This window comes from Novosphingobium nitrogenifigens DSM 19370 (assembly GCF_000192575.1).
Lineage (GTDB): Bacteria > Pseudomonadota > Alphaproteobacteria > Sphingomonadales > Sphingomonadaceae > Novosphingobium > Novosphingobium nitrogenifigens.
In genome coordinates this window covers 78,995-101,787 of sequence record NZ_GL876934.1, presented here as the reverse complement: position 1 = coordinate 101,787, position 22,793 = coordinate 78,995, and the positions used below count along the sequence as shown (strand labels likewise).

The window sequence follows — 22,793 nt, the reverse complement described above, 5'->3', positions numbered from 1 at the left end:
GTTTCCTTCAAAACGGTATTGGGTGCAAGGTTCAGGACGGATCGGCGGCCTGATAGTGGACGGGCAATGTCACCGTGAACGTGGAGCCCACGCCCGGCTTTGAGCGCAGCGCGACCGTCCCGCCGAGCCGGTGGGCAAGCCCCCGGACATGGGCAAGGCCGATCCCTTCGCCCTCGCGGTCCTGTGGCCCCGATCGCCGGAACAGGTCGAAGACGCGGTCGTGATCCTTTTCGGAAATGCCTCGGCCATTGTCGGCGACTTCGATGACGACATCGGGGCCGCTGCGCCGCGCAGTGACGCGCACGTGCGGGGGGCGGTCGCGATGGGCGTACTTGATCGCGTTCTCGACGAGGTTGGCGATGATCTGTTCGATCGAGAGCCGGTCGCTCAGGATTTCGGGCATCGGTTCGTCGAGAACGAGTTCGCCCCCGCTTTCGGCCAGCCGCACTTGCATGGTGTCGGCAACGGCATGGCACAGCGTGCCCAGCTCGATCCATTGGGGGCGCAACGTGCGGTGGCCCAGCCGGGACAGTTCGAGGATCGCATTGATGAGCCGGTCCATCTTGGCCGAAGAACTGCGGATGAAATGGATCGCTTCGGGCATGTCTTCTTCGATCACGACGCAGGTCGTGGGATCGATGCTGTCCGGCCTTTCGGTCCGGGCCTTGTCCAGTGCCGCATGGAGCACGGCATTGGCGGCTTCCAGTTCCGACGTGAAGCCCAGGATATTGACCAGTGGCGAGTGCAAGTCGTGGCTGACGATATAGGCAAAGCGCTGGATCTCGGCATTGGCGCGCTTCAATTCGGCGGTCCGCTCCTGCACCGCCGCCTCGAGCCCTTCGTTCGCTTCGTGCAGGGCTTCGTGCGAGGCGGAAAGCTCGCGGGTATAGCTTCGCAGGGTGGTGAAGATCAGCGCGCCGACCACGGCCAGCAGCACGCCCGCAAGGCCGAGAATGACGTAGAGCCCGTTGTCGATGTCGCGCAGGCGGGCGATGCGCAAGTCGAGCAGGCGGCTTTCCTCGGCCGCCATGACATCGCACAGTCGGTTGACGAGCACGGTCGGGTCGGGGCTGAGATAGCCGCCGGTATCGTCGAGCACGGCTCCGGCGCTGGCATTGCGTTCGGCCTTGCGGGCGGCATCGGTCAGCATGACGATGCGCGCCTGTTGCCGGGGATTGTCGCGCGAGAGGTCGGACAGGCGCTCCGTTGCAAGGCTGAGGCCCGCCTCGACCGGTGCTCGTGCGAGAAGGGCGGAAGGCCCCTTCCGGCCATGCGGTTCCCGGCTCACCGCCACCAGTCTCGCGACGGCAAGGCGGATATTGGCGATTTCGCGCTCCACCTGATAGCTGTGGCCGATCAGCTCGATCTGTCTCTGGTTCATCGACATGAGTACGCCGCCCGAGGCGACAATGCCGACCAGTGCGACCAGACCGACCGTCAGAAATCGGGTGATCGTGCCGCGAAGCGCGCGACGCTCCTGCTCGGTGACTTGTTCGGGCTCAGCCATGGTCACCGCACGACTTCGCGGCAATCGGCAATGATGCCGCCCGACATCGGTTCGGGGCAGCCGCGCGCGCAGGCAAAGCCGGAATTGGGCGGCGCCTTGGTCATGTAGGCCCGCATTCCGGCAAGGCAGCTGCGCGCGTCGGGATAGGGGACCGACAGTTCGGCGGCCCCGTTCACCAGCACGTTTTCATAGAAATAGCCGTGCCATGTCCTGGTGTCGGAACAGCCGCCCAGCGGCAGCGCCGTGATCGCGGCGACGATGGGCGCGAACCGGAACAGCCGCCGCGTTCGCCAATGCCCGGTCGCGGGCGTTTTGCCTGACGGCATGGTCGTCTCCGTCCGGACCGATGGAACATTCGGGCTTTTGCCCTGTTACTCAATGCAAGACAAGCAATGGAGAGCGATCATGGGTATCCTCATCTGGCTGGTCACGGGCGCCGTTGTCGGTGCCATCGCCGGCATGATCATGCGCGAGAGTTTCGGCCTGCTCGGCAATGTCGTCATCGGGCTGGTCGGCGCCTTTCTCGGCGGGGCACTGTTTGCCCATGGCGACATCAACAACAGTCCGCTCACCATCGGCACGTTCTCGGTCTCGTTGATCGGGGCGATCGTGCTGCTGGGGCTGGTCAACCTGTTTCGGCGCGGCTCGCTGCGCTGAACGGCGCAATGGTCTGGTTTTCCCCCCTTTTCTCCGGACCATTGCGCCCCGGGGGAGGATCTGCCCAAGCGCCATGCACGAAGGACAATGTTATGATGAACGAACGACGCAATCGTGTGCTCGCCTGGACGGCCGCGATCGGCCTTGCTGTCGTCTTTACCCTGGCGGGGTGTCACAAGGACGGGGACGCTGGACAGGCCGAACCGACGCCCGAGGAAACATCGACGCGTCATGCGGATGCACGGCTCGACGCTGACATGGCGCGTCTGAGCGGAGCGGCGCAGGATACGGCCGACAGTGCGCAGGCTGTGGGCAAGGAACTGGTCGCCAAGGGCAAGGGCGCGGCGGCCGATGCCGTCGACGACGTTTCCGTCAAGGCCTCTCAGGCGGCGAAGAAGCTGCGGCAATAGGCCTGTATCAGCGCCAGCCACGATCCTTTTCGCCGACAAGGCGGATCATCCAGAAATCGGGCGGTGCGCCGATCCGGATCGGCATGTGGCTGGTGCCAAGGCCCCCCGTGACGATCGTGATCCGGCCCCAGTCGCGAACAATCCCGCAGCGATAACGCGGGTCGTAGTTCTGCTTCCCGTCCAGCAGGTTGATCCAGTTGGACAGGGGGCCGACCACGATCTGTCCGCAATGGGTGTGCCCGGTCAGGTAAAGAGGAACGTCGAACGCGGGCCAGCGGACGTTGTCGGGCGCATGGGCGACAATGACCGGCGTGCCGCCCAGCGAACGGGCGGATGCCATGGCCTGTCGGAACTGGGTTCGGGTCGCGAAAGTCTCGGTCAGTCCGGCAAGCGCGATGGGGCCGATGCGGACGGCGCTGTCGTCGAGCACCGGGATGCCCGCTTCGCGCAGCGCGGCTTTCACTTCCGGAATACCGGTCAGGTAATCGTGGTTGCCGATGACGCCGATGACGCCGAGCGGCGCCCGCAGGCGCGAGAGCGGCTCGATGACCGAGGCCGGATGGGCGGCCGGATCGTGTTCGGACGTGCCGTTGACGAAATCCCCGTCGAGCAGGACCAGGTCGGGGTGTTCGGCATTGATCAGGTCGACGATGTGTTCGAGCCGGGAAACCGGCATCGCGAGATTGTCGACATGGATGTCGGAAACCAGTGCGATCCGCATCCCGTGCGGGCCATAGCCGCCACCGGGCATGATCACCGTCACGCGCCGGACAACGGGATCGCGGCGCGCCTCGGAAAAACCGTAGAGCGCGACGACCAGAACGGTCGCGAGCACGGCGGCGACCGTGCGGGCAAGGCGAGGCCGTTTTTTCCCTATCACCGTCTTGCCATGGTCCTTCCGTCCGGAGCGGAGGATCGGTCGCGCACGAGCGCGGGGCGGAGTGCCTATTTGCTGGTCAGGACCCGGACGAAATCGATGAGGCCGGTCTGACGCGTGCGGCGCATGCGTTCTGCATGAAGGATCTGCCGCACCTTTGCAAAGCAGGTTTCGACATCGTCATTGATGACGACATAATCATAGCCGTCCCAGTGGCTGATTTCCGCCTGCGCGCGGGCCATGCGGGCGGCGATCACTTCTACACTGTCGGTGCCGCGCCCGACCAGGCGGCGGTGCAGTTCCTCGAGGCTGGGCGGCAGGATGAACACGCGCACGACGTCGGCCTGCGCTTTCTGGTGCAACTGCTGCGTGCCTTGCCAGTCGATGTCGAACAGGAAATCGCGGCCCGACTTGAGCCCGGCGCGAATCTGCCCCTTGGGCGTGCCGTAGCTGTTGCCGAAGACGCGTGCCCATTCATAGAATTCGCCGTCCTCGACCATGCGGTCGAATTCGGTCTGGGGCACGAAGTGATAGTCGCGTCCGTCGACTTCGCCTGGGCGGATCGACCGGGTCGTCGCCGACACCGACAGGCCGAGTTCGGGTTCGGCGTCGAGCAACATCCGCGCGATCGTCGTCTTGCCCGCGCCCGAGGGCGAGGACAGGATGAACATCAGCCCGCGACGCTGCAGCGTGTCGCGGCTCCCGAGGGAAGCGGCATCGAGAGGGGCGGCGGAAAGGGACGGGTCAATATCGGCCATGCGCGCTGATGGCCCAGCCATGCCCCGGCGGTCAAGCGTGGTCGGGACCGGATGGGGCGGAAAATGGCGCCGGACAGCGTTCCCGACCGCTCTTGTCCCATCGCGCGAACTCGGCCATCACCGCGCCATGATCGCCCGTTTGATCGCCGACCCGGCCATGGCGCGCGCGTTCCTGTCCGGCGCCAAGCGACAGGTGCGCGTGCCGCTTGCTTCACCTCTGGCCAGCCTTGCGCCCGGCGCCGTCGTTGCGGTGGCCGAAGCGGTGGTGCCGGGACGATTTGCGTCAGGCGGCGAAGTCGCCACCGATCTGCGCCGTGCCGGTCACGTTGCCTTTGCCGATGGCTGGCGCCGCGATCGCGAAGGCGCGATGTGGCAGGGACGGCCCATCCTCGACGCTGCGGAAAAATGGCTGGCGGCGGTGCATATGCCCGATTGGGCCTGTCGCGTCCGGTTGGAAATCACCGGGGTTCGCCGCGAAGCCTTGCAGGCGATCACCATGGGCGACGCGCGTGGCGAGGGACATCGGGGACTGTTTCCCCGACGGGCTTTCGTTCGCTGGTGGGATTGCAACCACCCGCTCACCGGGTTGCGCTGGGCCGATGGCCCGGAGGTCGTCGTGCTGGAGGTTCAGCTCGCCTTGGGCGGCTGAAGCGCCTTGGCCCGCGCTTCGGCGCGGCGGCTGTGCAGGAACTTGGCGAGAAGTACGCCGCCCACAAGGATCGCGCCGGGAACCGAACGGCGAGCCACTTCGGCAATGGCGGTGGCAACCACCGTTTCCTTGACCGAATTGCCGCGAATCAGGCGGGCCTTGCTGGCAGCCGTCCCTTTGAGTAGGCCGTGCTCGACCGCCTGGCGAACCACCTTGTGGCCGGCGCGCAGGGCAACGTCGGCGGCGATGAGCGTCAGGATCGGCGAAAGGAAGCCGAGCTTGTGCTTGACCGCAGCCACCTTGCTTTGGGTACGGGCGGTTTGCACTTGCGTGGTGTCAGGCAGGCTCATGACGTTCGCGACCGGCGGGGTATTATTTCTTGCGGCCGAAATCGACGGTGACGACGTTCGATCCATCGTCGGCGGTCGTGACCGGCGACTCGGGAACGTCGTTTTCGGCAGCTTCGTGCAATTCGTCGTCGAGATCGCCGATCGCCTGGAACTGAAGGCCGAAATCGACAGCGGGATCGACGAACGCGGTGATCGCGCTGAAGGGAATGACCAGCGTCGCGGGAATCTGGCTGAACGACAGGCCGACGGTAAACCCGGTGTCGGTGACGTTCAGATCCCAGAACTTGTTCTGCAGGACGATCGTCATCTCGTCGGGGAAACGTTCGCGCAGACGGTCGGGAATCGAAACGCCCGGAGCTCCGGTCTTGAACGTGATGTAGAAATGGTGATTGCCGGGCAGGACGCTACCCGAGGCCTCGACCTGACCAAGCACGCGACCGACAACGGCGCGCAGGGCCTCCTGCACGATTTCGTCGTAGGGGATCAGGCTGTCAGGGGCTTCACTCATGCCCTAACGGATGACGCCCCCGCGTCCCCCGGTCAAGCACGGATTGTTCTTGCCGCAGCGTCGGAGGCGCATCGCAAGGGTGCTTCGGGTGCGCAAAGGCGCGATCGACCGATTGATTTGGCGGCGCGCAGGCCTATAGGCGATTGCCCATGCGCACCGGCTCCATCACTCGCACCACGGCCGAGACCGACATTGCCGTTTCCGTCAATCTGGACGGTACGGGCGTCTATGACGTTTCGACCGGAATCGGCTTCCTCGATCACATGGTCGAACAGTTCAGCCGACATTCGCTGATCGACGTGACCATGCGGGTGAAGGGCGATCTTCATATCGACCAGCACCACACGACCGAGGACAGCGCCATCGCGCTGGGCCAGGCGATCGCGCAGGCGCTCGGCGACAAGAAGGGCATCACCCGCTACGGCGAGGCGCACGCGCCGATGGACGAGGCGCTCGCTCGCGTCGCGCTCGACATTTCCGGGCGTCCGATCCTGGTGTGGAAAGCCGCGTTCACGCAGCCGCGCCTGGGCGAAATGGACACCGAACTGTTCGAGCACTGGTTCCAGTCGCTGAGCCAGTCGGCGGGGATCACGCTGCACATCGCGTGCCTTTACGGCACCAACAATCATCACATCATCGAAGGCATCTACAAGGGCTTTGCCCGCGCCATGCGTCAGGCGATCGCGATCGACCCGCGCAAATCCGATGCCATCCCCTCGACCAAGGGGCAGCTCGGTGGCTGAGGTCACGGCTCTCATCGACTATGGCGCAGGCAATCTGCGCTCGGTCGCCAACGCCCTGCGCGTTGCCGGGGGCGAGGGCATCGTGGTGACGGCCGATCCCGACGTGGTGCGGGCGGCCGATCGCATCGTCCTGCCCGGTGTCGGCGCCTTTCGCGCCTGTATCGAGGCCTTGCGCGCGGTTCCGGGGCTGGTCGAGGCGATGACCGAGCGGGTCGAGGTCGGCGGCGCGCCGTTCCTGGGCATTTGCGTCGGGATGCAGCTTCTGGCCGATCGCGGCATCGAATTCGGCGTGACGCCGGGTCTTGGCTGGATCGCCGGGGAAGTTCGCCGGATCGAAAGCACCGATCCGGCAATCAAGGTTCCGCACATGGGCTGGAACGATGTGGCGCCGCGTCAACACAGCAGCGACGGCGCCGCCCTGATCGAGCCGGGCGAAGCCTATTTCCTCCATTCCTATCATTTCGTGCCGGAAAACGGCCACCATGTCGCCGCGATCACCGATCATGGCGGCGGCGTGGTCGCGGCCGTGGCGCGCGACACCATTCTGGGCGTGCAGTTCCATCCGGAAAAGAGCCAGGACTACGGCCTGTCGCTCTTGGCCCGGTTCCTCGCCTGGAAACCCTGAGACGAAGGGATCACGTTTCAAGATGATTGTTTTTCCCGCGATCGACCTCAAGGGCGGCGAAGTCGTCCGCCTTGCCGAAGGCGACATGGACCGGGCGACGGTCTATGGCGACAATCCGGCCCAGCAGGCCCAGCTTTTTGCGCAGGCCGGAAGCCAGTATCTCCACGTCGTTGATCTCGACGGCGCGTTTGCCGGTGAAGCGCGCAATCGCGAGGCGGTCGAGGGCATTCTCAAGGCGTTCCCCGGCCATGTTCAGCTTGGGGGCGGCATCCGCACGCCGGTCGCTGTCGACGGCTGGTTCGACCTGGGTGTTGCGCGCGTGGTCATCGGGACGGCTGCTCTCAACGACCCGCAATTCGTCAAGGACATGGCACGCGCCTATCCGGGCGGTATCGTCGTTGCCGTCGATGCGCGGGGCGGCATGGTCGCGACTCACGGTTGGGCCGAAGTGTCGGACGTCTCGATCGCGGACATGGCGCGCCGGTTCGAGGACGCCGGGGTCGCCTCGATCCTGTTCACCGACGTCGGTCGCGATGGCTTGCTCAAGGGATGCAACATCGAGGCGACTGTCGATCTGGCTCGTGCGACGCAGATTCCGGTGATCGCCAGCGGCGGGGTCAAGGGAATCGACGACATTCGCCTGCTCAAGATTCATGAAGCCGACGGCATTGAGGGCGTGATCACCGGTCGCGCGCTCTATGACGGGCGGCTCGACCTTGCCGCCGCGATCGCCATGGCCGAGGCGGCCTGATCGCCGCAGGTGACGGGTTCCTCGGGGCCGGTTTGAAGGGAAGGAAACGCCGATGACCGTTCGTATCCGGGTCATTCCCTGTCTCGACGTGGCCGATGGCCGCGTGGTGAAAGGGGTCAATTTCGTCGACTTGCGCGATGCGGGCGATCCGGTCGAACAGGCGCGCGCCTATGACAAGGCCGGGGCGGACGAACTGTGTTTCCTCGACATTTCGGCCAGTCACGAAGGGCGGGGCACCTTGCTCGATGTCGTCGCGCGCACGGCTGAAGTCTGCTTCATGCCGCTGACCGTGGGTGGCGGGGTGCGCGCGGTTGCCGATGCGCGGGCGCTGTTGCTGGCAGGCGCGGACAAGGTTGCGGTCAATTCGGCGGCCGTGGCGCGGCCCGAACTCGTCCGGGACATTGCCGAAAAGTTCGGTGCGCAGTGCATTGTCGGCTCGGTCGACGCGCGTCGCGTGGGGCCGGGCAAGTGGGAGATTTTCACGCACGGCGGGCGCAAGCCGACCGGCATCGACGCGCTTGCCCATGCGGTTCGCCTTGCCGAACTCGGCGCGGGCGAGTTGCTGGTGACGTCGATGGATGGCGATGGCACCAAGGGCGGCTATGACCTTGAACTGACCCGCACGATTGCCGATGCTGTGCCGGTTCCGGTCATCGCCAGCGGTGGGGTCGGTTCGCTCGATCACCTTGTCGAAGGCGTGGTCGAAGGGCATGCCAGTGCAGTTCTGGCCGCGTCGATCTTCCATTTCGGAACGCATACCATTGCGCAGGCTCATGCGGCCTTGCGGGCGGCAGGACTGCCGGCGCGGGGGTGAGTGTTTCGTGCCGTAACGGGATTCCCCGTTTTCGGTTTCCTTGAAGAATCGGCGGGTTCGCGATAGGTGAACCCCATGATTTTCCGCATGGTTCCCTTTGTCGCACTGGCTGTGGCAGCCTCGCCCGCATGGGCGCAGGCGGCCGACAGCGCGCAAGTCGATGAACCGGCGGCGCTCGCCTTGCTGGCACTGGGAGTTGTCGGACTGGTGATCGGGCGGCAGGTGGCCCGGCGCCGCGACTGAAGTCGCGGGAGCCTTGACCTTCGCCTCGTCGCGCTTCATGGCCGTCGCGCAATGGACCACGCCGATCTTCTCTCCCGTCTTGAGACGGTGATCGCAGGCCGCCTCGGCGGCGACCCCGACAGCAGCTATGTGGCGCGCCTTCATGCCAAGGGACTTGGCAAGATCGCGCAGAAAGTCGGCGAGGAAGCGACCGAAGTGGTCATTGCCGCCCTGACCGGCGACGATGCGGCCCTGACCGGAGAGGCCGCCGATCTTGTCTTCCATCTTTTCGTGCTGCTGGCCGAACGCGGCGTCGCGTTCGACACGGTGCTGGCCGAACTGGCCCGGCGCGAAGGGACATCGGGGATTGTCGAAAAAGCGAGCAGGAGTTCCTGATCATGGCCGTCGATGCCACCCAGCCCTACGACGATCAGAATATTTTCGCGAAGATCCTGCGGGGCGAGATCCCCGCGCGCAAGGTCTATGAAGATGATTGGGCCTTGGCCTTTCACGACATCAACCCGCAGGCGCCGACTCACGTTCTGGTGATTCCCAAGGGGCGCTATGTCAGCTGGGACGACTTTTCGAGCGAGGCGAGCGAAGCGGAAATTGCCGGATTCGTTCGTGCCGTCGGTCATGTCGCGCGCGAAGCGGGGCATGTCGAGCCCGGCTACCGCCTGCTCGCCAATGTCGGGTCGGACGCGCATCAGGAAGTGCCCCATCTTCACGTCCACGTCTTTGCCGGGCGCCCGCTCGGCCCGATGCTGGCCATCTGAAGTCCAGCCGCCCCGTGATCGGGGCGGGCCGCGCATGCCTTTAAACGCATTTTAACAAGGCGCGGCCTTGCCCTTGGTTCGGGGCTGCGGCTACTAACTCAGACCATGGTTTCCCCCGAACCGCCCTCCGGCCGTTTCGACGGCGCCTGTCACCTGTTTCCGGTGCGGGTCTATTTCGAGGACACCGACCTGTCGGGGGTGGTCTACCACGCCAATTATCTGCGCTGGTTTGAACGGGCGCGTTCCGACCTCCTGCGCTGTCTTTCCATCGATCAGCGCGCCGCGCACGAAGCGGGCGAGGGCGCCTATGCGGTGACCGAGGTCGCCTTGCGCTATCTGCGCCCCGCGCGGCTTGACGATGCTGTCGTGATCGTGACCCGCGTCGGCGATCTGTCCCCGGCGACTTGCCGGCTTGAACAGGAAGCCCGGCGCGGCGATGATCTCTTGTGCAGTGCGAGTGTGCGCGTTGCGTTTGTCGCTCCGAACGGGCGTCCGCGTCGCCAGCCGCCTGCCTGGATGGAAGCCTTTCGCGCGGTGATCGCACCGCCAACCACCCCACTCGAGACCGAATGAGAGTTTGCGCATGATGCTCCAAGCCCTTGCCGCCGGTGTTTCCGGTGCGCCGACCCGGCTCAACCCGGTCGAGCTGTTCCTGCACGCCGACATCGTCGTCCAGATCGTGATGGGTGGGCTGGTGCTCGCCTCGGTTTGGGTCTGGACGATCATCGTCGGGTTCATGGTGCGCATGACGCTCGTGCGGTCGCGCTGCCGCAAGTACGAGGACGGCTTCTGGTCGGCCCGCGATATCGACGCCTATCAAAAGAGCCACGAGGATCAGGACATCCCCTCGGCTCGCGTGGTTTCCGCAGCCCTTGCCGAATGGCGTCGTTCGACCTCGGGCAAGTCGATCGACCGCGAAGGCACGCGCCAGCGCCTGTCGATGGCGATGGAAAGCGCGGTGACGCAGGAAACCGATCGCCTGTCCAATCGGCTCAACTTTCTGGCGACCGTCGGGACCGTGGCTCCGTTCGTCGGGCTGTTCGGGACCGTGTGGGGCGTGATGGACAGCTTCTTCAACATCGGCGCGCAGCAGAATTCCTCGCTCGCGGTGGTGGCGCCGGGCATTTCCGAAGCCCTGTTCGCAACCGCGATCGGCCTGTTCGCGGCCATTCCCTCGGTGGTCGCCTATAACCGCTTCTCCCACCGGGTGAACGGGTTCGAAACCGGCCTGTTCCGCTTTGCCGACCGTTTCCACACCACGCTCAGCCGCGAACTGGAGCAGTAAGCGCAATGGCGATGAACCTTGCCTCTCCGGGCGGCGGGCGTCGGCGGCGCGGACGCGGCCGGGCCGGGCCGATGTCGGAAATCAACGTCACGCCGCTCGTCGACGTGATGCTGGTCCTCTTGATCATCTTCATGGTGACCGCGCCCATGCTGAGCGCGGGCGTGCCGATCGACCTGCCCGACAGCAAGGCCGAGGCGCTCAAGGAAGAGCCGCACGAGATCACCATCAGCATGGATGGGGAAGGGCGCCTGTTCCTCGACAATCAGGAACTCGCCCCGGGCGAACTGACCGACCGGCTGACCAGCGTGACGCGCGATGCGGACGGGAAACTGCCGCTGGTGACGCTGCGCGCTGACCGTCATCTCGACTATGGCCGGGTGATCGCGGTGATGGGTGAACTCAATTCCGCCGGGTTCAAATCCATCTCGCTGGTCACCAACGGTTCAGTCGAGGCACCCTAGGGCGGCGATCTGATGCGCGAAACTCCGCCGAACGGAATGACACGGGAAGAAGGCCTTGGCCTTGGCATCGCGATTGTCGCGCACGTCGCGTTGATCGCGGGGCTGACGCTGTCGCCTCCGGGACGGACGGTTCAGCCGCCGCCGGAACGGGTGACGGTGTCGCTGGCCGATACCATTGCCGACGAATCGGTTTCGCCCAAGCCCAATGCGCAGCCCGCGCCCGACGTGGCGCCCCAACTGGGCGAGCCCGAGCACGCCGATGAGCCCGCGCCCCAGGCTGCCCCGCCGCCGCCTGCGCCGGAACCTCAGCCTGCACCAAAGCCCCAGCCGCCCAAACCCCAGCCTGTCGCGAAACCGGAACCGCGGCCCGAACCCAGGCCTGAGCCCAAGCCGCAGCCGAAACCGGTGCCCAAGCCGGTTCCCCATCCGAAGCCGGAACCCCAGCCAAAACCTGAGCCCAAGCCCGCTCCCCGGCCGATGCCCAAGCCGAAGCCTGAGCCCAAGCCGGAACCCAGGGCAGAGGCAAAGCCCGCGAAACCGGCCCCGGCAAAACCCACTGCGGCAAAACCCAGTGCGGCAAAGCCCGCTCCGGCCAAATCCGCTCCCTCCAAGGCGGCGTCTGCGAAGGCGCAGTCGGGAGGCGATACGCGCGCGCGCGTTCACCCCAATGCTCCGGTTGGGGGCAGCAAGATCGGCCCGGATTTCCTGAAAGGCATTCCCGGCGTTTCGAGCCCGGGCACCGACAAGGTCTCGCCGGGCGACAAGCTCGGCGCGGTTTCGACCGCCAGCCTGGTGAGCGCGGTGTCCCGCCAGATCAAGCCGCACTGGTCGGCTCCGGATGGCGTCGATACTGACAAGTTGGTGACGGTTCTGGCCTGGACGCTCAATCCCGACGGGACGCTGGCAGGAAGGCCAACGGTCGTGTCGCAGAGCGGGATTACCGACGCCAATCGCGCACAGGCGCAACGCCACGCCGAACTCGCAATCCGGGCGGTGCAGCTTGCCGCCCCGTTCAAGCTGCCGCCACAGGCTTATGCCACCTGGCGGCATGTTTCCGCTTTCCGTTTCGACCGCAAACTTTCGCAATAGGCGCGTTTGCAGCACGCAATTTCACGCACAGGACTGCATGATCCCATGACTGACAAGATTCCCCTGACCGGTGCGGTGCCGTCCTTCGCTTCGCTGGTGCGATGCGGGGCGGCCGTCCTTGCCCTCGGTTTCGGCCTTGCCGGGGCTGCCCATGCGCAGCAGCAGGCCTTGCCCGCGTCGAATGCGCCGCAAGCGGCCAATGCAGCGTCCTCGGGCGGGTTGACCGGGTCGGTCACTGATGACAGCGCCTGGCGCGATCTCGGCATTGCCATTCCGAGCTTCCCGACCGATCGCCCGGTGGCGACGGGAGCTGAAGGCGGGAACACCGAAGCGGTCGGGCGCAATCTGGCCCGCGTCGTGTTCAACGATCTGAAGTTCAACGGGTTGTTCAAGCCGACCGGGCCTGACAGCCTGCCGGGTATCGCTTATGCCGAAGTGACTGCGCCTGCCTTTTCGGGATGGCGCGCGCGTTCGGCCGAAATGCTGGTGCAAGGGTTCGTGAAGGGCGGGGCCGATGGGCGCCTGACCGTCGGATGCTATCTCTACGACGTCGCGCTGGGACAGGAACTGGCGCGCGAAGGCTATGTGGTAAAGCCCGAAGACTGGCGCCGTGCCGCGCACAAGTGCGCCGACATGGTCTATTCGCGCCTGTCGGGGGAAAGCCCGTTCTTCGATTCCAAGATTGCCTATATCGCCGAGACCGGTCCCAAGGATCATCGGCGCAAGCAGCTGGCGATCATGGATTCGGACGGGGCCAACCACCGCTTCATCACCAATGGTCAGGCGACCGCGCTGACGCCGCGCTATTCGCCCGATTACAGCAAGATCCTCTATCTCAGCTATCTCGACGGCCGCCCGCGCATCTATGTCTATGACATCGGCAGCGGCAGCCAGCGTCTGGTGACCGAGGGCAAGGGGCCGACGTTCGCGCCGCGCTGGTCGCCGGACGGGAAATCCATTCTCTATTCGATGGCCATTGCCGGGAACACCGACATCTATCGCGTGCCTGCCTCGGGCGGTCCGTCGGAACGCCTGACCAATACGCCGGGTATCAATATCGGCGGCAGCTTCTCGCCCGACGGTCGCAAGATCGTGTTCGAAAGTGACCGTTCGGGCAGCCAGCAGGTCTATGTGATGAACTCCGACGGTTCGGGGCAGCACCGCATCAGCTTTTTTGGCGGACGGGCGGCAACGCCTGAATGGAGCCCGCGCGGGGACCAGATCGCGTTTACTCACATCGCTGGCAATCTTCGCGTTGCGGTGATGGACCCGGACGGCAACAACCTGCGCTATCTGACCGACAGCTGGCAGGACGAAGCGCCGACCTGGGCTCCCAACGGACGCATCATCCAGTTCTTCCGGACCGAGAAAAACACCGGGCATACCAGCATTTGGCAGGTGGACTTGACCGGACGCAACGAACGGCGCCTCAAAACGCCGGTAGATGCCTCCGACCCTGCATGGGGCCCGGTTCTGCCGTGATCTTCGGCGGTTATCTTAAATCTTCGTAGTGTTTCGCACATGCAACGGGAATCCGGTTGCGATTCCGTTTGTACCGATGCAACTTCCCTCCGTCGCTCCCCCAAGGAGATCCTCCTGATGACGCCCAAGATTTTGACCGCTTCGGTTGTTCTCGCCAGCCTTGCTCTCGCCGGTTGCGCCGGTAAGCCCAAGGAACTGCCGCCCCAGCCCGAGGCTGCTACCACCACCCGCACGCCGCCGCCGCCGCCCACTCCGGCGCCCGCCGGACCGGTTCCGGGCAGCCAGGCCGACTTCCTTGCCTCGGTGATTTCCGACACCATCCACTTCGAGCTCGACAAGTACAATGTCGATACCGAAAGCCAGGGCATCCTGCAGAGCCAGGCGCAGTGGCTGGCCAAGTATCCGGGCAAGAAGATCACCATCGAAGGGCACTGCGACGAACGCGGCACCCGCGAATACAACCTTGCCTTGGGCGAACGCCGCGCCAATGCGGCCAAGACCTATCTGGTCGGCCTTGGCGTCGATGCCAGCCGCATCAATACGGTGAGCTACGGCAAGGAACGTCCGATCGCGCTGGGTTCGGATGAAGCAAGCTGGGCCAAGAACCGCCGTGCGGTGACCATCACGGTCGAATGATCCGGAAACGGTTCAGGTAATCGGCGCTCCGATACCCGGCACAAAGGCCCGGGGGACATGGGTTCCCCGGGCCTTTTGCTATGCGGAAACACACCTGCGGGGGAAGGTGATCGGCCACCAATCGCTTGACCTTCCCGGCTGCATTGGCTTTCAGAAACGGTCATGAGCCGACAAGGACGAACGAACGACTGGGGATTCCCTCGCTGGCGCGGCTATGGCAGCGGCCGCGAGGCAAAGCCCGTGCGCATGTGCGACCGTGCCGGATGTGACCAGCCGGGCAATTGCCCGGCGCCCAAGTCGCCCAACTCGCCCGAACGCTGGTATTTCTGCGAACGCCACGCTGCCGAATACAATTCCAACTGGAACTATTTCGAAGGGCTGGACAAGGAAGAGGCGAGCGCCCGCGAACAGGCCGAACGTGCCGAAGGCGCAAGCTATCGCCAGTCGTCGTGGAATGCCTGGGCGGGGCCGGGAGACGGCAGCAGGAGCCGCGATGAACTGCGCGCACTCGAAGTGCTCGAACTCGATCCCGATGCGGATTTCGATGCCGTGCGCAAGGCGTGGCGGTCCAAGGCCAAGCTCGTCCATCCCGATGTCCGTCCCGGCGACGAGGCGGCGGCGAAGGAATTCCAGAAGCTGCAAGTCGCCTATGAAGTGCTGCGCGCGGCCGAGGAACGCCGGACCTGGAAAGGACCTGAGGGAACTTTCTGAGCCTTCGGCGGGCCCTGCCTACGTTCTTGATCAGGCCTGCCTCTTGACCGGAAACCCGAGTGCGGGTCATTTCCGGGCGCGATGAACCCGCCGCAATCTCCATGGCCCCAAGGGCCGCAGCCGCCTCGCTCCCCCAAAATGCCCCCGTCCGGGAATGGGCGCTGGGTCGTGATGACCCTGTGCATCGCGTCGCTGATGATCCTGTGGCACATGCTGCCCCGGATCGATGCGCTGATTTCGCCTGACAACGGGGCTGGGCGGACAGTGACGCCGCGTGGGGATCTGGCCTCGGATGAAAAGGCGACGATTGCCCTGTTCGAGAATGCGCGGGGATCGGTCGTTTCGATCTCCACCTCGCAACTGGTCGAGGACGTGTGGTCGCGCAATGTCTTCTCGGTTCCGCGCGGGACCGGATCGGGCATCATCTGGGACGATGCCGGACATGTCCTCACCAACTTTCACGTCATTCAGGGGGCATCGGCCGCGACGATCCGTCTCGCCGACGGGCGTCGGTTTCAGGCGTCGCTGGTGGGGGCCAGCCCCGACAACGATATCGCCTTGCTGAAAATCGGGGTCTCGTTCCGCAGGCCGCCGCCGATTCCGATCGGGACCAGTCGGGACCTGAAAGTCGGGCAAAAGGTCTTTGCGATCGGCAATCCGTTCGGGCTCGACTGGACGCTGACGACCGGGATCGTGTCGGCGCTCGACCGGTCCCTGCCGGGTGGCAATGGTGGGCAGGGGGTGGACCACCTGATCCAGACCGACGCCGCGATCAATCCGGGCAATTCGGGCGGCCCGCTTCTTGATTCAAGCGGGCGTCTGATCGGGATGGATACCGCGATCTACAGTCCTTCGGGGGCATCGGCGGGGATCGGTTTTGCCGTCCCCGTCGATACGATCATGACCGTGGTTCCGCGCATTGCCCATGGGCAAGCCGGAGGCTCCTGACCTCAGGCGGGATCAGGCCGCGCGGGAGAGGTGGCGAGTGCCGCCGCCGCTGCCGATGTCAAAGCGCGACACGAGCGAGCCGAGGCCATTGGCCTGATTGGCAAGGCTGTGGGCGGCCGCAGTCGATTCTTCGACCAGCGCGGCGTTCTGCTGGGTCATGCGATCCATGTCGCTGATGCGGCCATTGACCTGCGAGATGGCGCTCGACTGTTCATGAGAGGCGCGGGCGATCGTGTTGATCAGCGCGGTCAGTTCGGTGTTGCATTCGCGGATGCGGTCGAGTGCGGTCTGGGTCTCGGCAATCATGGAGACCCCATCTGCCACGTCGCGATTGCTGGTGCCGATGATGGCGTTGATGTCCTTCACCGCTTCGGCGCTGCGTTGAGCCAGTGCACGAACCTCGTTGGCGACGACTGCAAAGCCTTTGCCGGCTTCGCCTGCGCGGGCGGCTTCGACCCCGGCGTTGAGAGCGAGCAGGTTGGTCTGGAATGCAATGCCTTCGATCAGGGCGACGATCTCGCTTGTCTTCTTGGTCGATTCGGCGATCTGGTTGATGGCGTGAACGGCCTTGGTCATGACTTCGGCCCCGTTTTCCGCACTGGTCGAAGCGTTGTGGGCGATGCCTTCGGCTTCGCCTGCCGACTGAGCGGTCTCGGCGACAGCTTCGGTCAGGCTGCGGACGGCCCCTGCGGTTTCTTCGAGCGAGGCAGCCTGTGCCTCGGTGCGGCGGGCAAGGTCGTTGGCGGCGGACGAGATCTCGTGGGCGCCGGTGCGGACGCTGTCGGAGGCCTGGTTCACGTCGCCGATGATGTCGCGCAGGGCGAGGAGCGCGGCGTTGAAGTCTTCGCGCAGGACGCGATATTCGCCGGGGAAATCCTCGTGGATGACATGGGTGAGGCGGCCGGCCTTGAGTGCGGAGAGGCCGTTGCCCAGGGCGGAGACGATCCGGCGCTGGGCGGCCATTTCGGTTTCGGCAGAGGCGGCGGCGCGTTCGGCCACGCTGCGCTTGATTTCCACCAATGCGTTGCTGATTGCGCCGACTTCGTCGGTGAGGTCGGTATGAGGAACCTCGCGGTCGAGATTTCCGGCGGCCATGTCACCCATGGCACGGGCGATCCCGTTGAGCGGCCCTGTGACGCGGTTGCGCATCAGCGCGACGATCGCGAGCGCAAGCAGGATCGAGAGCCCGCCGGTGATGATGGCCAGGCGGACGGCCTCGGAAACGGCGTGCGCCCCCTCATCGATCTTGTTGTTGGCGAGGAGGACGTTGTAGTCGAGCTCTTCCTGAACACGCTTTTGCATCTCAAGGCCGAGCGGCTTGGCATCGTGCGACAGGTATTCGGCACCGGCAAACTTGTCGGTTGCGGCAATGCGCACGGCTTCGCCGACTTTCTCTTTCCATTGCCCCCACGTGGCCTTGAGCGTGGAATATTGCTGCGCCTCGTGATCGTCTGAAACAAGCGGAGCGTAGTCGGCAATCAGCTTGTCGACGGTGGCGACGCGATCGACGTAGTCCTGCTGGGCCGCAGCGGCTTCCTGTGGGGAGAGGGGTTGAGTCACCTTGTAGGTCGAGACGCGGGCGTTGCCGATGGCGATGGCCAGAACGGAAAACGACCGTACGCTGGGCATGGCATTGCCCTTGAGCATGTCGAGGCTATTGCTGGCTTCCAGCGCGGCCATGGAGGGAATGAATGTTCCCGCAAGTCCGGTCGCCGCAATGACGAGAGTACCGGCAAGAGAGATGGTTGCGATCTTGAGCGACCCGAGAAAAGCCATGGCAGCCTGCTGTTGTTTTTCAGTGTATCAACAGCGGGACTACCATCGGTGGAATTTAAGGATCGCTATTCGCGGTACATGATGAAAGCGTAATGCTGCGCGTAACGTTTGGTTAGGTTTTGCAGCATCGGGTTCAGGTCGAAGGCAGGCGTGCGATCTCTTCCTGCAGCATTGCCTCGATTCTTTCCTCGTCAGGAAATCCTTCGTCGATCCAGCGGTTTTCGACCGTGCGAAGCAGGCGGGCAACCATGGGGCCCGCACCGATGCCCCGCGCAACGATGGCTCCGCCTTTGAGCGGGAAAGTCGGCGGGCTCCATCCGGCAAGCGGAGCAAGGCTTTGCCCGGCGAGCAACAGGCGGTCGCTCGCCTCGGTCATGCCCAGCCGATAGGCAAGCGCTCGGGGCTCTCCGGTTTCACTCGTTCGTGCAGCGGCAGTCGCCAACCGCTTTTTCTGCGCCGTGGAAAGCCGCAGGCGCGCGGCGACCTGTTCGGCAAGCGGGGGATCGGGCGGCAGGATGGCGGCAAGGCGCCGCAGGGAATCGGGAGCGACGTTTTCGCATGCCTCGGCGGCGACCAGCGGGGGCAGGGCTTCGGGATCGGCCTCGGGCAGGATCTGCGCCAGAACGCCGAGTTCGGCCATGCGACGCAGCGTGGGTGCCGGGTCGGGATGGCCGAGCAGGCGCAGGAGTTCCCAGCCGACCCGCTCGCGCGACAGGCCTTTGAGGCCGGGCGCAAGGCGGGCACAGGCCTCTTCGGCTTCCGCGTCGGCGGGCAATGAGCCGAACCGGGCGTGGAAGCGGAAATAGCGCAGGATCCGCAAGTAATCCTCGCGAATGCGGGTTTCCGCGTCACCGATGAAGCGAACGCGGTGTGCGGCGAGATCGGCCTGACCGCCGAAATAGTCGCTGATTTCCAGCGTGCGCGGGTCGGCATAGAGCGCGTTGATGGTGAAATCGCGGCGGGCGGCATCCTCGCGCCAGTCGGTCGAAAAGGCGACCGTCGCATGGCGCCCGTCGGTTTCGACGTCGCGGCGCAAGGTGGTGATTTCGACCGGGCCACCGGCCGTGAGGGCAGTCACCGTACCGTGGGCAAGGCCGGTCGGGATGGCCTTGATCCCGGCGGCTTTCAGACGGGCGAGAGTCTCCTCGGGCAGGAGCCGCGTCGCCATGTCGATATCCTTGACCGCGATCCCGACCAGCGTGTCGCGCACGGCCCCGCCGACCCAGCGGCAGAGGCCTTCGCCATCGGGATCGAGTGCGAGGACAACTTCGGCAAGGTCTTCGCGCCGGGTCCACGGCGCGGCGGGCAGGGATGACGTCAAGACTTCGGTCCGTTCCAGGAAATGCGATGGGACAGGTTGGCGATGATCCCGCCGGTCACGCCCCAGATGCGGTGTTCGTTCCAGAGGATCTCGATATATTCGCCGCGCCGTCCGTTGAATTCGGCAGAGCGCCGATGCTGGTTGGCGGGATCGAGGATATAACCGAACGGCGGCTCGAACCACTGGGAGACTTCCTGCGGGTTCGGCTGGATCGCGATGTCGCCGGGAACGACAGCCAGAACCGGCGCGACGTCATAGCCGGTGCCGGTGCGGAAACGATCGGTCTCGCCGACCACGCGAACCAGCGCCGGGTCGATGCCCAGTTCCTCTTCCGCCTCGCGCAGGGCCGCTTCGACGACGCTTTCGCCCGGGTCGAGCTTGCCGCCGGGAAAAGCCGCCTGTCCGGGATGCGCGCGCATGGTCGATGGGCGCTGGATCAGGAGAACGCCCGGCCCGTCGGGATGGCCGGGGCGGTCGGTTACTGCAATGAGGACGGCCGCCGGACGCAGGCGTACGCCCGGCGGCGGCCGCCAGTCGCGCCAGGGCGGGCTTTCCTCGCGCCCATGGCCTTGGGCATGAAGCCGGGCAAGCCGGTCATAGAGCGCGTCGGTCATGTGCCGGGCAGAAGGGGGAAACGCATGCCCCCGGATTCGACTGCCAGCGTTTCTGGCGCCAGCGTTTCTGGTCCGGACACGGCAAGGGCGTGGTCGATCAACTGGCCATACGTGCTGCGGTTGAGGCGCGCCTCGGTGCTGTGGCGCACGCCGAGATAGAACGCGGGCGTATCCGCCGTTCCGGCTACGCGCAGGGGGTGGTCCGGCCCCGCCAGCACGACATCGTCGGTGTTGAGGCGAAACGCCAGCACCGGGCGGCCCGCTTCATCGTGGCGCACGTCCATGTCGGTCGCGATAAAGGCTGCGTCCTCGACCGCGATCGCGAGTTTCTCGTGCGGGGTGACGAGGTAGTGGCGGCCGTCGGCTTCCCGCAGGAGCAGGCCGGAAAAGGCCCGCACCATTGCCGGACGCGTGATCGGACCGCCGTCGTGATACCATGTCCCGTCAGCGGCGATACGCATCAGGCTGTCGCCTTCGCGATCGGGCGTCCATTGCTCGACCGGAGGCAGGCGGCGCGCGGCCACCGCCTCGGCCAGTTCGGCAAGGGTCAGGGCGGCAAGTTCGGGCGGCGGCGTATAGGGCACGGCTTATGCCCTGCCAGATCGCGTCAGCCGCGCCAAGGCCCCAGCATGCCTTCGCGGGGAAGGACGGCGGGGTTGGCCGCGCGGCACAGCAGGCGGCGCTGTTCGAACGGCCCGGGCAGGCTCCATCCGCCGGTCTGGGCGTTGGAAAAGCCGAAGAAGCGTTCGTAGTATTCCGGATCGCCGATCAGGACCTGCGGCAGCGGCGCACGCGGGTCGATCGCCGACAGGCTGGCGGTGACCAGGGCCTTGCCGTAGCCCAGCCCCTGAAGCCCGGGCATGACGGCGACGGGGCCGACCATGATCATCGGGTGGGCGCGGCCCTGCGGATCGGTCAGGGCGACCGGCCAGCACTGGATCGTGCCGACCAGCATGTCGTCGTCATCGAGTGCGGCAAAGGACAGGGTGGGCAGCCAGTCCATGCCTTCGCGCACCTTGTAGGCCGTACGCTGGTGTCGCGCCGGCTCGAATGCGGTGTCGAGCAGGGTTTCGACCAGAGCGGGATCTACATCGGCAAGGGGAATGATGGTGGCCACGGGCAGTGCCTTCGCGGTTCGAGTCGGATGGAGCGGGCGCGATAGCGGTCGATGTCCTTCGCCGCAACCGCGCGGCGCTTTTGCTCAACTTTCGGCAAAGGCAAAGGGGGCGGCCACGCGCCGGTAATCCTCGGGCAGGATGTCGCGGCCAAGCGGTGGTTCGCTGCGCGCGGTGCATTCGGCGCGATTGCACAGGCGACAGGTCATGCCGATCGGTGTCGCGGGCGGGGCGGGCATGCCCTCGGGCCGGGCATAGACCAGCTTGTCGGCATGTTCGGCGGCGCAGACGAGAGCGACGGCGCGGATCGTGACCGGGCGGTCGTGGCCGCCGCCGCCGCTCGTCACCGTGCGCGCGATCGAGAAGAAGCGTTGCCCGTCTGGCATTTCCAGCCATTGCGGCAGGATTTGTCCCGGCCAGCGAAAGACCTGGTGCAGGGTCCATAACGGGCAACCGCCACCATGCGCGGCAAAGGGAAAGCCGGTGCCGTCGAACCGCTTCGACACATTGCCTGCTGCATCGACGCGGATGAAGAAGAACGGCACGCCTTCATGGCCCGGTCGCCCGAGCGTGGTCAGGCGATGGGCGACTTGTTCGAAGCTTGCGCCGAACATCCCGGCGAGCACGTCGATGTCGTGTCCGCGCGCTTGTGCTGCGCGCGCGAACTTGTCGTAGGGCATGAGCAGGGCCCCGGCCGTATAGGCGGCAAGAGCGCGGCGCACGAGTTGGGCGGCGGTCGGCGTTGCAAAACTTTCGCCCCGGACCAGCGCCGAGATTTCGGTGCGCAAGGCGGTATAGGCGATGTGGACCGCGATTTGCCACTGCCGCTGTTCGGCCTTGAGCGCGTCGTCGATCAGCAATTGTTCGTTGTGGCGGTCATAGCGGCGCAGGGCGCCCATCATGACGTCGGCGGGCATGAAGCGCAGGCGGACGCCCTGTTTGCGCAGCCATTCCTGTTGTCCGCCCGTGCGCGCGATTTCGTCGGCGAGGCTTTCGGCGCGGGCGTCGAGCGTCGGGAAATGGTTGCGGCGGGTTGACATGAAGCGCCGGGCGTCGCCGACCGGATCGGCAATGCTGTCGCCGCCGGTTCCCTCGCGGAGACCGGCCAGAGCCTGCTGTTCGCGGATATAGGCGCCGTGGAGGCGCAGCATGGCCTCGGCAACACCGGGGAAACTGGTCGCGATGTCGCTGATCTCGAGAGAGGTCAGGTCGATCTCGGCAAAGATCGGGTCCTTGAGCATGCCCGAAAGGCGGCGGGCGTAATCGTCGCGCTCATCGGCGGCGAGTTCGCTCATGTCGAGTTTGTAGCTGCGGGCAAGGCGGAGCAGCAGGTCGGCGGTCAGCGGGCGCTGGTTGCGCTCGATCAGTGCGACGTAGCTGGGCGAGATGCCGAGGTCCTCGGCCATGGCTTGCTGTGTGAGGCCGAGTTCCCGGCGCAGGCGCTTGATCCGGGGGCCGAGGTAGAGCGGGCGGGCGGCATTGTCCCTTGGGGCGTCCTCGCCTTTGGGTAAAGCGGTGCGTTTGGGTTCGGAAGAGTGGGCCACTGGCATATCCGTCAAGTTCTGTACAACTGTACAAGCAAAATCTGTAAAGTTTGACAAGAGCACTTCGCAGGCTCTCCCAGCCCGCGATCGGACGGGGTAATCCACAACTCGTCAGGCGGCCCTGCCGGGTCGCGGGAAATTCGAATCACAACCAACACGGGACA

At 65.4% G+C, this 22,793-nt stretch carries 30 protein-coding genes; 18 read left to right on the top strand and 12 right to left on the bottom strand.

Features of this window, described 5'->3' with window-relative positions; translation table 11 throughout:
* Positions 1–31: 31 nt before the first annotated feature.
* The gene (locus Y88_RS14620) at positions 32–1,507 is read right to left on the bottom strand and encodes a sensor histidine kinase (RefSeq protein ID WP_018075813.1); all 1,476 of its coding nucleotides are present in this window, start codon (positions 1,505–1,507) and stop codon (positions 32–34) included.
* A gap of 2 nt (positions 1,508–1,509) precedes the next feature.
* Positions 1,510–1,833, bottom strand: a complete 324-nt coding sequence (locus tag Y88_RS14615; RefSeq protein WP_008070628.1) for a hypothetical protein — start codon at positions 1,831–1,833, stop codon at positions 1,510–1,512.
* A 79-nt stretch (positions 1,834–1,912) separates the two neighbouring features.
* Here Y88_RS14615 and Y88_RS14610 point away from each other — a divergent pair, with 79 nt between their 5' ends.
* Positions 1,913–2,164, top strand: coding sequence for a GlsB/YeaQ/YmgE family stress response membrane protein (locus Y88_RS14610; protein ID WP_026166972.1), 252 nt, complete (start codon positions 1,913–1,915; stop codon positions 2,162–2,164).
* Between the two features lie 92 nt (positions 2,165–2,256).
* Positions 2,257–2,574 carry a hypothetical protein gene (locus Y88_RS14605; protein WP_008070624.1) on the top strand — a complete coding sequence of 106 codons (318 nt, stop codon included), beginning with the start codon at positions 2,257–2,259 and terminating at the stop codon, positions 2,572–2,574.
* A 7-nt stretch (positions 2,575–2,581) separates the two neighbouring features.
* Here Y88_RS14605 and Y88_RS14600 read toward each other — a convergent pair whose 3' ends face one another.
* On the bottom strand, positions 2,582–3,454 hold the full coding sequence (locus tag Y88_RS14600) for a metallophosphoesterase (protein WP_008070622.1): 873 nt from the start codon (positions 3,452–3,454) through the stop codon (positions 2,582–2,584).
* 65 nt (positions 3,455–3,519) lie between these two features.
* Complete coding sequence (gmk, locus tag Y88_RS14595) at positions 3,520–4,209, bottom strand: guanylate kinase (protein WP_008070620.1); 690 nt, start codon at positions 4,207–4,209, stop codon at positions 3,520–3,522.
* Positions 4,210–4,228: 19 nt separating this feature from the next.
* Between gmk and Y88_RS14590 the strand changes: the two genes are divergently transcribed.
* A complete protein-coding gene (locus Y88_RS14590; RefSeq protein WP_157132669.1) occupies positions 4,229–4,858 on the top strand; it encodes a hypothetical protein in 630 nt (209 codons plus the stop codon).
* On the opposite strand, the gene Y88_RS14585 is transcribed toward Y88_RS14590, so the two are convergent.
* On the bottom strand, positions 4,837–5,208 hold the full coding sequence (locus Y88_RS14585) for a hypothetical protein (RefSeq protein ID WP_008070615.1): 372 nt from the start codon (positions 5,206–5,208) through the stop codon (positions 4,837–4,839). The two genes, Y88_RS14590 and Y88_RS14585, sit on opposite strands and share 22 nt — an antisense overlap.
* A 22-nt stretch (positions 5,209–5,230) precedes the next feature.
* Positions 5,231–5,716 (bottom strand): SspB family protein, encoded by a 486-nt coding sequence (locus tag Y88_RS14580; RefSeq protein ID WP_008070613.1) that lies wholly within the window; start codon positions 5,714–5,716, stop codon positions 5,231–5,233.
* A 149-nt stretch (positions 5,717–5,865) separates the two neighbouring features.
* Here Y88_RS14580 and hisB point away from each other — a divergent pair, with 149 nt between their 5' ends.
* The 15 genes from hisB (at position 5,866) to Y88_RS14510 (ending at position 16,259) form a co-directional block, all read left to right on the top strand.
* Positions 5,866–6,459, top strand: coding sequence for an imidazoleglycerol-phosphate dehydratase HisB (hisB, locus tag Y88_RS14575; protein ID WP_008070612.1), 594 nt, complete (start codon positions 5,866–5,868; stop codon positions 6,457–6,459).
* The gene (gene hisH, locus Y88_RS14570; RefSeq protein WP_008070611.1) at positions 6,452–7,084 is read left to right on the top strand and encodes an imidazole glycerol phosphate synthase subunit HisH; all 633 of its coding nucleotides are present in this window, start codon (positions 6,452–6,454) and stop codon (positions 7,082–7,084) included. Before hisB ends, hisH begins: the two co-directional genes overlap by 8 nt.
* A gap of 22 nt (positions 7,085–7,106) precedes the next feature.
* Positions 7,107–7,835: a 1-(5-phosphoribosyl)-5-[(5-phosphoribosylamino)methylideneamino]imidazole-4-carboxamide isomerase gene (hisA, locus tag Y88_RS14565; protein ID WP_008070610.1), complete on the top strand. Its 729-nt coding sequence runs from the start codon at positions 7,107–7,109 to the stop codon at positions 7,833–7,835.
* Between the two features lie 52 nt (positions 7,836–7,887).
* Positions 7,888–8,649: an imidazole glycerol phosphate synthase subunit HisF gene (gene hisF, locus Y88_RS14560; RefSeq protein ID WP_008070609.1), complete on the top strand. Its 762-nt coding sequence runs from the start codon at positions 7,888–7,890 to the stop codon at positions 8,647–8,649.
* 66 nt (positions 8,650–8,715) lie between these two features.
* A complete protein-coding gene (locus Y88_RS19225; protein WP_157132668.1) occupies positions 8,716–8,892 on the top strand; it encodes a hypothetical protein in 177 nt (58 codons plus the stop codon).
* A gap of 51 nt (positions 8,893–8,943) precedes the next feature.
* Positions 8,944–9,267: a phosphoribosyl-ATP diphosphatase gene (locus tag Y88_RS14555; RefSeq protein WP_008070607.1), complete on the top strand. Its 324-nt coding sequence runs from the start codon at positions 8,944–8,946 to the stop codon at positions 9,265–9,267.
* Positions 9,268–9,269: 2 nt separating this feature from the next.
* The gene (locus tag Y88_RS14550; RefSeq protein ID WP_008070606.1) at positions 9,270–9,647 is read left to right on the top strand and encodes a histidine triad nucleotide-binding protein; all 378 of its coding nucleotides are present in this window, start codon (positions 9,270–9,272) and stop codon (positions 9,645–9,647) included.
* A gap of 105 nt (positions 9,648–9,752) precedes the next feature.
* Positions 9,753–10,220: a YbgC/FadM family acyl-CoA thioesterase gene (locus tag Y88_RS14545; protein ID WP_008070605.1), complete on the top strand. Its 468-nt coding sequence runs from the start codon at positions 9,753–9,755 to the stop codon at positions 10,218–10,220.
* 10 nt (positions 10,221–10,230) lie between these two features.
* Positions 10,231–10,932, top strand: a complete 702-nt coding sequence (gene tolQ, locus Y88_RS14540) for a protein TolQ (RefSeq protein ID WP_008070604.1) — start codon at positions 10,231–10,233, stop codon at positions 10,930–10,932.
* Positions 10,933–10,937: 5 nt separating this feature from the next.
* The gene (locus Y88_RS14535; protein WP_008070603.1) at positions 10,938–11,393 is read left to right on the top strand and encodes an ExbD/TolR family protein; all 456 of its coding nucleotides are present in this window, start codon (positions 10,938–10,940) and stop codon (positions 11,391–11,393) included.
* Between the two features lie 36 nt (positions 11,394–11,429).
* Positions 11,430–12,482, top strand: coding sequence for an energy transducer TonB (locus Y88_RS14530; RefSeq protein ID WP_232281098.1), 1,053 nt, complete (start codon positions 11,430–11,432; stop codon positions 12,480–12,482).
* Positions 12,483–12,527: 45 nt separating this feature from the next.
* Positions 12,528–13,964: a Tol-Pal system beta propeller repeat protein TolB gene (gene tolB / locus Y88_RS14525; protein ID WP_008070601.1), complete on the top strand. Its 1,437-nt coding sequence runs from the start codon at positions 12,528–12,530 to the stop codon at positions 13,962–13,964.
* A gap of 117 nt (positions 13,965–14,081) precedes the next feature.
* Positions 14,082–14,600 (top strand): peptidoglycan-associated lipoprotein Pal, encoded by a 519-nt coding sequence (pal, locus tag Y88_RS14520; protein ID WP_008070600.1) that lies wholly within the window; start codon positions 14,082–14,084, stop codon positions 14,598–14,600.
* 162 nt (positions 14,601–14,762) lie between these two features.
* Positions 14,763–15,311, top strand: a complete 549-nt coding sequence (locus tag Y88_RS14515; RefSeq protein WP_018075817.1) for a J domain-containing protein — start codon at positions 14,763–14,765, stop codon at positions 15,309–15,311.
* A 171-nt stretch (positions 15,312–15,482) separates the two neighbouring features.
* Positions 15,483–16,259 (top strand): S1C family serine protease, encoded by a 777-nt coding sequence (locus Y88_RS14510; RefSeq protein WP_018075818.1) that lies wholly within the window; start codon positions 15,483–15,485, stop codon positions 16,257–16,259.
* Positions 16,260–16,271: 12 nt separating this feature from the next.
* Here Y88_RS14510 and Y88_RS14505 read toward each other — a convergent pair whose 3' ends face one another.
* From Y88_RS14505 to Y88_RS14480, 6 genes are all read right to left on the bottom strand, one after another.
* The gene (locus tag Y88_RS14505) at positions 16,272–18,035 is read right to left on the bottom strand and encodes a methyl-accepting chemotaxis protein (protein WP_008070593.1); all 1,764 of its coding nucleotides are present in this window, start codon (positions 18,033–18,035) and stop codon (positions 16,272–16,274) included.
* A gap of 133 nt (positions 18,036–18,168) precedes the next feature.
* The gene (locus Y88_RS14500) at positions 18,169–19,356 is read right to left on the bottom strand and encodes a CCA tRNA nucleotidyltransferase (protein ID WP_008070591.1); all 1,188 of its coding nucleotides are present in this window, start codon (positions 19,354–19,356) and stop codon (positions 18,169–18,171) included.
* Complete coding sequence (locus tag Y88_RS14495) at positions 19,353–19,970, bottom strand: NUDIX hydrolase (protein ID WP_008070589.1); 618 nt, start codon at positions 19,968–19,970, stop codon at positions 19,353–19,355. The genes Y88_RS14500 and Y88_RS14495 overlap by 4 nt, the downstream gene beginning before the upstream one ends.
* A complete protein-coding gene (locus Y88_RS14490; protein ID WP_008070587.1) occupies positions 19,967–20,554 on the bottom strand; it encodes a DUF1285 domain-containing protein in 588 nt (195 codons plus the stop codon). Before Y88_RS14490 ends, Y88_RS14495 begins: the two co-directional genes overlap by 4 nt.
* A gap of 23 nt (positions 20,555–20,577) precedes the next feature.
* Positions 20,578–21,087 (bottom strand): GNAT family N-acetyltransferase, encoded by a 510-nt coding sequence (locus tag Y88_RS14485; RefSeq protein WP_008070584.1) that lies wholly within the window; start codon positions 21,085–21,087, stop codon positions 20,578–20,580.
* A gap of 84 nt (positions 21,088–21,171) precedes the next feature.
* Positions 21,172–22,635 carry a helix-turn-helix domain-containing protein gene (locus tag Y88_RS14480; RefSeq protein ID WP_018075819.1) on the bottom strand — a complete coding sequence of 488 codons (1,464 nt, stop codon included), beginning with the start codon at positions 22,633–22,635 and terminating at the stop codon, positions 21,172–21,174.
* Positions 22,636–22,793: the final 158 nt, after the last annotated feature.